Origin of the sequence: Intrasporangium sp., assembly GCF_030452765.1 — a bacterium.
In the GTDB taxonomy this organism is placed as follows: domain Bacteria; phylum Actinomycetota; class Actinomycetes; order Actinomycetales; family Dermatophilaceae; genus Intrasporangium_A.
The window spans coordinates 1-6,708 of sequence record NZ_JAKDLO010000212.1; the positions used below are offsets into that span (position 1 = coordinate 1).

Consider the following 6,708-nt stretch of genomic DNA (forward strand, 5'->3'; position numbering starts at 1 on the left):
GGTCAGGTAGTCATACCCCGACCCCGCGGTCAGCTTGTGGATCGACATCGTCACACCCGCCCGAAGGAGGCCGCGGCCTCCCGGCGGTCACCAAATCGGGAACTCAATCCGGCCATGCAAGAGGTGTGTGGCGCATGAGGTCGGTCGGTTCGCCGAGGGGTACGGAGATCGGCTGGGACGGGATGACCGTGGGGAGGGTGTCCTGGGCCTTCGGGTGGGGAGAACCTCGAAAAGGAGATCGGTATGGGACAGCAATCAATGCGGCAGGCGGCTCGACGAGCAGCCCTGGATGCTCAAGCCAAGCGTCGGCGCGAGCGCGCCGAACGCGACAAGCGCATCGAAGCGCTTGCCGTCGACGTCCTGACCGCCCTCGAGGAGCGCAAGGCCGCCATCGCCGACTGCGAACGGCGCGCCGGCCTCGCCGTGCGGAAACTGACGGAGGAGGAGCGCCTTGCCGTCGGAGAGGTGGTTCAGTGGTGCGGGGAAGTCTTGACGAACCGTGAGGTCCGGAGACTTGCTCGCTTGGCCGACCCTCAGACATCGGAGACGCGGATGGCACCTGTGGTGGATGGGGGCTCAGACTGCCAAGTCGACGTCCAAGGCTGAGGGGATAGGCCCCTCGCCCAATCAGCCTTGCCGTCTGTCCGGTTGAGCGAGGTCTGGACGTCGCCGTTGAGCCGGGAACTCATCAGTCCCCGCAACGCAGTGTCTGAGCGCCGACTTGGTGCTTCACGTCCTGCTTGGGGTTCTGGACTCTGTTCCCTTCACGACCGTGATGATCCGTGCTGCGACGTCTGTGGGAGTCTCGTGCTCCCAGAAACGCAGGACCTCCCAGCCCGCTTGGAGGAGCAGGGTGTCGGTGTCGGCGTCGCGTTCTCGGTTGCGTTGGATCTTTGGGCCCCAGTAGCCACTGTTGGTTCGTGCAGTGGTTCCGTGCTGTGGGCATCCGTGCCAGTAGCAGCCGTCGATGAACACGGCGACCTTGGCGCGTGTGAAGACGAGGTCTGCTCTGCGGTTGAGGCCGGCGAGTGGACGGGCATCGACGCGGTATCGGAGTCCGAGGGCGTGGACGGCTCGTCGTACGGCCATCTCGGGCTTGGTGTCGCGGCGCCTGTTGCCTTGCATCGTCGCGCGGGCAGCCGGCGAAGATGCCCAAGTCTGGTAGCCCGTGCTCACCCGGCAAGCATCGTTCATCTGGGGCTGCCGATCCAGGTGTCGGTGGCGACTGATGGAATGCCGACGTGAGCGAGAGCGAGTGCATCCACTGCATGCCGACGTCCTGGTTTGGGATCTGCACGAATGCCGACAGCGGCGTGACCGTGCGGACCGGCGAGTACGGATTCCATGGCGGCGAGTCGAAGCAGGACCTCCTGGAGATGGTCTGCCGGCTTCTGCGGATCCCGACGGAGCCCGTCGGGGTGGGAAGCAGCCTGCCGTCCCATGTCTTTGAGGAGGCAGCCCGGCAGGTTGGTGTGCCCTTGGGGTCTATGCCGGAGATCGGGGAGCGCATCGCCGCCCGTGCGGGCTTGGAGTGGGGCAGTGACTGTGACAGCCGGGGCTCGCTGTCTGGCGGCGGATCGACCGTCACGCGCGAGGGGCTTCGAGTCCTGGCCAGCGCCTTGGGTTGACTCCTCAGGTAGCGGGACGCCGGCCGTCAGTTCGGCCAGTCGAAGCGTGCGACGGAGATGGACGAGCGCGAAGTACGCATGCGCATCTCGAACTTGTCGGCGCGGGGGGCACCAGCAATGCCAGCGGTCTTGGGTGCCTGTCGCCCGATGGGCCGAACCTTGAGCGCTCCGCCGAGGATCGCGGCGTCCAGCGCCGGGGTGTTGGGTACCCAGAACGACTCGATGTGCATGACGTCGAAGGCGGCCTTGCGGACCCGGCTGAGGCCCGAGTTTGAGGCTGCGGGGGTCTTGCCGCGCCTGCGGCTCTTGAACTCGCGATGCCAGGCAACGAACTCGCCGGTGTGGTCCATCTGGGCGGCGCCGCCGATGATCAGGAACCCCAGGCCCTGGTCTGCGATGCACTGCCGGATGGCCCGCTCGTCGTTGAGCAGCGTCGCGTCGCCGGCTGGTCTGCGGTGCGTTCCGGTGATCTGCAGCTCGGTGTGGACCTTGATGTCCCACACGTAGTTCAGGGCGTAGTCGAAGACGGTGTTCCCGTAGCGGACCTGAGGAGGGTCCTCGCGGGGCGTGAACGAGCCGCCCAGGACGATCTTGGCCCTCTCCTCGCCGTAGAAGCCCTGCCACTCGTTGTCGTTGGCGCCGCGGAGTCCCCGACTGTCGAGCCACTGCACGGCCTTCCGGCCGTCCCAGCGGGCCGGGAGCCTGGCCAGGATGGCGGCCGCGAGGGCGCTTCCCTCATCGGTTGGGTCGGTTACCGTGTCGGTGATCTCCGTGCCGAGCATCCCGAGGTGGCGCTCGGCGCCCGCGAGGATGGTGTTGAGGCCGGTGAGTGAGATGGTCTCGCCGGTCGACTCGCACCTGTCCGTCCATGGGACGCCGAAGACCTGCGCGATCGACGCGGCCAGCCTCGTCTTGCTCGACCGGTTCAGCGGCCCCTCAGGAAGGAGCCGGTCGGCCAGGTTGGTGAGCACAGACTTGTGCTCCTTACCCCCTGGACCGAGCCACTCCCTCGGGGCGCGGGTGAGGGCGGCGATGCGGGTCACGGCCTCGATCTTCGACCTCGCCGGATGGAACGCGGCCCATGCCGGGCCCTCCAGGCTCTCCGGTGCACTGTCCCGAAGCTGGCGCAGCGAGCCTCGGTGCCGTGCCTCGGTGGCGCCCTCGAGGAGAGCGTTCAGGCCGTCGAGTGTGACCTTGTTGCGCTCGGTGTACCGGGCCGGCTCCCATTCGACCTGCAGGGCGTCTGCGATCGCCTTGCCGAGGACCGCATTGGTGCGGACCAGGTCGACGTCCAGGTCCAGGGCGTCGCGCAGCGCGACGAGAGCACGCTTCTCACCGCGAGACTCGTCCGGTGCCCGGCCGGTGAGGGCGTAGATGCGCTCGATTGCCTCGGGGATGGTCTCGGCGGGGAAGAAGAAGGGCCGGTCTAGTGGTGTAGGCACACGGCGGAGGCTAGCCGGGCAGGCGGTCGCTGTCAGGCAGAACTCACGAGCGAGCCGGGACGTGCTCGGCGAGGATCTCATTCGGGCGAAGCGGTGCCGCCCTGACCGCCTTGACGATCGCCCTGCCCGTGGCGCTCTTCCTGAGCAGTTCCTCGTCGCGCCTGACGTGCTCGCGGAAGACGTGCCACACCGCGCCCACGTTCACGCCGTTGCCCATCTGCCGGTAGGTCGCGGCCGCCGGCTGACCCGTGAAGACGAACGTGTCCGGCAGGCCCTGCAGCCGTGCGGTCTCACGGGGGGAGAGCCGTCGCTCCCGCGGGCCGACGATCGAGGTCTGGGTGATGGCCACTAGCGCAGGCAGGTAGGTGGGTTTCTTGGCTCGGATACCCGACGGCCGGAGGTGCATGACCGTGTCCCAGAGGGACTTCGTCTCCTGTGCCTGCCATTCCAGCTTCCGCCTCGACGGCGGGAACGTGTCGGTGTAGATCCCCCAGTAATGCGCCCAAGGGATGATCGCCTCGAAGTGACGGGCGAACATGTCGTGGTTCTTCCGCAGGTGGGACTGCTTCCAGGCCGGCAGGCTGGGGTCGATGGTCGGTCGGCTCACGCGGGTCGGGACCTTGATGGTCTTGGCCCGCCAGTTGATCCGCTTCAGCTCCTTGAAGTCGAGCCACGCGTCGGCCCAGATCGGGTGGCCGGGCAGATGCCGATCTCCCATCAGGGGCCGCATGATCTGGACGAACTCGTCCCAGGCGTCGATCCAGCGCCGCTCGGCATCGCTCAGGTCGCAGCCGGGGATGTTGTGGGAGTCATCGAGAAGGTCCTCGAGGTTCCAGCCACTGCTGTGGCCGCGGGGCTCGAACCATTCCCAGTCGAGGCGCTGCCGCTCCTGCTCATCCCACACGTAGTCCAACGTCGGCGTCTTCGGGAACCGGTCCGCCATCGACGCCACCGGGGATGGGCCGCCGAGCTCCTCGTCGCGCGCGACCTGCCTCGGGGCGTGGGTGGCCGTGATGAAGACCCGCTCTCGGACCTGCGGCGCTCCGCCCATCGCGGACGGAAGCAGGTGCGGGGAGAAGATCGCCGCGTCCTCCGAGACGTGATAGCCCTCGTCACGGAGGGTCTCGATGATGACGTCCCACTCGTGCTCGTGCCGCGGGCCGATGAGGTTGCGGACGTTTTCCAGCAGGACGATCTTCGGGTGGTGCGCCTTGATGATCGAGGCGATGTTGAAGAAGAGCGTCCCCCGGGTCTCGTCCATGCCGCGCTGAGCCCCGGACTTGGAGAAGGGCTGGCAGGGGAACCCCGCGCACAGCACATCGTGCTCTGGGACGTTCATGATCCCGAGGTCGTCGTCGGCGTCCTTGGTGATGTCGCCCAGAGCCTCGTGGCCCCAGTTCGCCTCGTACACCTTCGCGGCATGCTTGTCGATCTCCACGGCATACACGCACCCGCCGCCAAAGGCCTTGAGCGCCGCATGGAAGCCGCCGACTCCGGCGAACAGGTCGATGAAACGGAACGCAGAGGTGGGCACGTACGCAGGCTACGGCATTCGAGCTCATGTTCGAACATTGCCTATGCGCGTGTCGTGCACACGCAAGCGGGTGTCCCGCGCATCGAGCGGCCCGGCAGCTTCTTCGAGACAAACGGCTGCAGCGACCGGACCAAGCGGTAAGGGCGCGGCCGCGCCACGCCTGGGTTGCTGCGGCTGGACGGTCCTCTGGAACAGAGGGCAACGCGGGGCCCGCGAATTGGGGGCAGTGCGGGCCCCGCGCGGCAACCCCTCGCGACAGGGGGAAGCGACGGGCTGCGGAAACAACGTATCGCCTTCCGCTCAACATGTGCCGAGACGCGCCGAACGCCCTGGGCGTCTGCGACATGTCCACTGACCACGCTGATCGCCCAAGCGGGATGAGCGCCTTCGGTCGGGTGAGGCCTGCCGCTTCCGGCGGGACCCGTAACCGACGAAGGAGCCATCATGCACGACTCGAACGGCACGCCGCACCTGGCGACCGACGCGAGGGTCTTGGCCAGAGTGGCCGAGTTGTTAGGGGCAGCTGCTCGGAGACTCTGGGAACGCGCCGAGACCGAAGGCCCCTTCGGCGAGGGCTACTCGACGGCGCAGGACCTGCACTTGGCTGCGGACTTCGCGGCTGGTCTCCTGCCACCGACGGCAGAAGGACACGACGGAGCCGCCCGCACGGCCGCGCCGGAGGACACGGTGGCAGCTCTGGCGGAGGCCGAGGCGCTGTTGCGCTCGGTGCCGATCGAGTCGCTCCCCGCCGGAACGTCCCAGCTGCTGGTGCGGGTCGCGGACCTGACACGGCAGGTCCGCGGATGAGCGCCCACGACGGCCGCAGCGTCGGCGAGATGCTGCTGCACGCCGACACGGCGACCCGCGCCCTGCTGTTCGACGTGGGCGGGGACGACGCCCCCGCCATGCTGCGCACCTGGGGTGAGGTCGTCCAGAACGCCGCGGAGCTCTGGCAGGTGCTGCCCGCCCACCCCAAAGGTGACACCGCGGCGGGCCAGCTCATGCCGCAGCTGGAGGCCATCGCCCAAGGCATGCACCGCACCCAGCTGCGGCAGGGCTGGCCGGGCGACGGGCAGCCGGACCAGCGCCTGTTGGGCATCGCAGAAGACTTCGGCGCGGCCCGTGACCTGGTCACCAAACATGGCAGCCCGGACCGAGGAGTCCGGTCAATCGAGGAGATCCGCGACGTGCACGCGGCCCGCACCCGCATCCTGCACATCTTGTATGTCGGAGCGCACTCGGTCGGTGTCGCGGTCCGTGAGCACATCCGCGAGCTGCAGCAGATGCCGCGCGTCGAGCAGCAATGGGCCCGCGCGACCCGCGGGATCCCGCGAGGCAGGGAGGCCCTGGAGCGCCTCACCGCGTTCGAGCAGCTCGCCGGCGCGCACCTCGGCGGCGGGCGCTTCGTCAGCTCCCTGCACGGAGAGCGCCTCGAGGAGTACGCCGGGCTGGGGCGGCTCGCCGACGCCGTGGCCCGGTGGGACATCCAAGCCCACCGGACCCTCGCGGTAGCTCAGACGCCGGCGAACCTCGCCGCGATCGCCCGGACCCAGGCGATGGTCCAGCGCACCAGCCTGATCCTGGTCCGCGCCGCCGCCCTCACCGGCACGGCCGACCCGGTGACCTACGAGCAGCACATCGCCCCCGCGTTCGAGCAAGCCATCCGGGCCCAGGCCCGGATCGCCGGCCACTGGGGTGCGCTCACGAACGCCCACACGCGGCGAGTGGACCCGGACTTGTGGACGGTCGCCGAGCAGCTGGAGGCGGCCATGCGCGAACTGATCCACGACAAGACGGCCCTGGCCGAGCCCACCCTCATCGCCCAACGAGCGGACCTGCGAGACCTCGAACCCACAGTGAAACGCGCCACAGTCGGCGGGTTCATCCTCGCCTGCGACGCCCGCGACATTGCCACGCACAACACCTCGCTCGCCGCACCGGCGAAAGCCATGCTCCAGCTCGCCCGAGACGGCATCCCGGAAGCGGGGGAGGGTGACGACGACCGTCTCGGCGCGAGCCTGAGCCCGACCGACCTGCAGCACAACCGAGTACGTCCACTCATCGAGCCGGTCCGCGGCATCCTCGTCCGCGACAGCGACACGGC

7 protein-coding genes are annotated in these 6,708 nt (G+C 68.6%); 4 read left to right on the top strand and 3 right to left on the bottom strand.

All coding sequences use genetic code 11. The annotated features are described in order from the left end of the window. The first annotated feature begins 258 nt into the window (after positions 1–258). The gene (locus L0H79_RS19450; RefSeq protein ID WP_301486296.1) at positions 259–606 is read left to right on the top strand and encodes a hypothetical protein; all 348 of its coding nucleotides are present in this window, start codon (positions 259–261) and stop codon (positions 604–606) included. Positions 607–729: 123 nt separating this feature from the next. On the opposite strand, the gene L0H79_RS19455 is transcribed toward L0H79_RS19450, so the two are convergent. Next, on the bottom strand, positions 730–1,176 hold the full coding sequence (locus tag L0H79_RS19455; RefSeq protein ID WP_301486297.1) for a very short patch repair endonuclease: 447 nt from the start codon (positions 1,174–1,176) through the stop codon (positions 730–732). Positions 1,177–1,241: 65 nt separating this feature from the next. Between L0H79_RS19455 and L0H79_RS19460 the strand changes: the two genes are divergently transcribed. Beyond that, complete coding sequence (locus L0H79_RS19460; protein ID WP_301486298.1) at positions 1,242–1,628, top strand: hypothetical protein; 387 nt, start codon at positions 1,242–1,244, stop codon at positions 1,626–1,628. A 26-nt stretch (positions 1,629–1,654) separates the two neighbouring features. Here the strand turns inward: L0H79_RS19460 and L0H79_RS19465 are convergent, their stop codons facing one another. Together L0H79_RS19465 and L0H79_RS19470 are read right to left on the bottom strand one after the other, a co-directional pair. Then, positions 1,655–3,070 carry a hypothetical protein gene (locus tag L0H79_RS19465; protein ID WP_301486299.1) on the bottom strand — a complete coding sequence of 472 codons (1,416 nt, stop codon included), beginning with the start codon at positions 3,068–3,070 and terminating at the stop codon, positions 1,655–1,657. A gap of 43 nt (positions 3,071–3,113) precedes the next feature. Then, complete coding sequence (locus L0H79_RS19470) at positions 3,114–4,604, bottom strand: DNA cytosine methyltransferase (RefSeq protein WP_301486300.1); 1,491 nt, start codon at positions 4,602–4,604, stop codon at positions 3,114–3,116. Between the two features lie 444 nt (positions 4,605–5,048). On the opposite strand from L0H79_RS19470, the gene L0H79_RS19475 reads away from it, so the two are divergent. After that, positions 5,049–5,411, top strand: coding sequence for a hypothetical protein (locus tag L0H79_RS19475; protein WP_301486301.1), 363 nt, complete (start codon positions 5,049–5,051; stop codon positions 5,409–5,411). Then, the coding region (locus L0H79_RS19480; protein WP_301486302.1) for a hypothetical protein at positions 5,408–6,708 on the top strand (1,301 nt) is incomplete at its 3' end. The genes L0H79_RS19475 and L0H79_RS19480, both read left to right, overlap by 4 nt.

What these genes read in the sequence shown, in the direction of transcription:
- L0H79_RS19475 (WP_301486301.1), top strand. Translation starts at nt 5,049, where the DNA reads ATGCACGACTCGAACGGCACGCCGCACCTGGCGACCGACGCGAGGGTC.
- L0H79_RS19450 (WP_301486296.1), top strand. Translation starts at nt 259, where the DNA reads ATGCGGCAGGCGGCTCGACGAGCAGCCCTGGATGCTCAAGCCAAGCGT.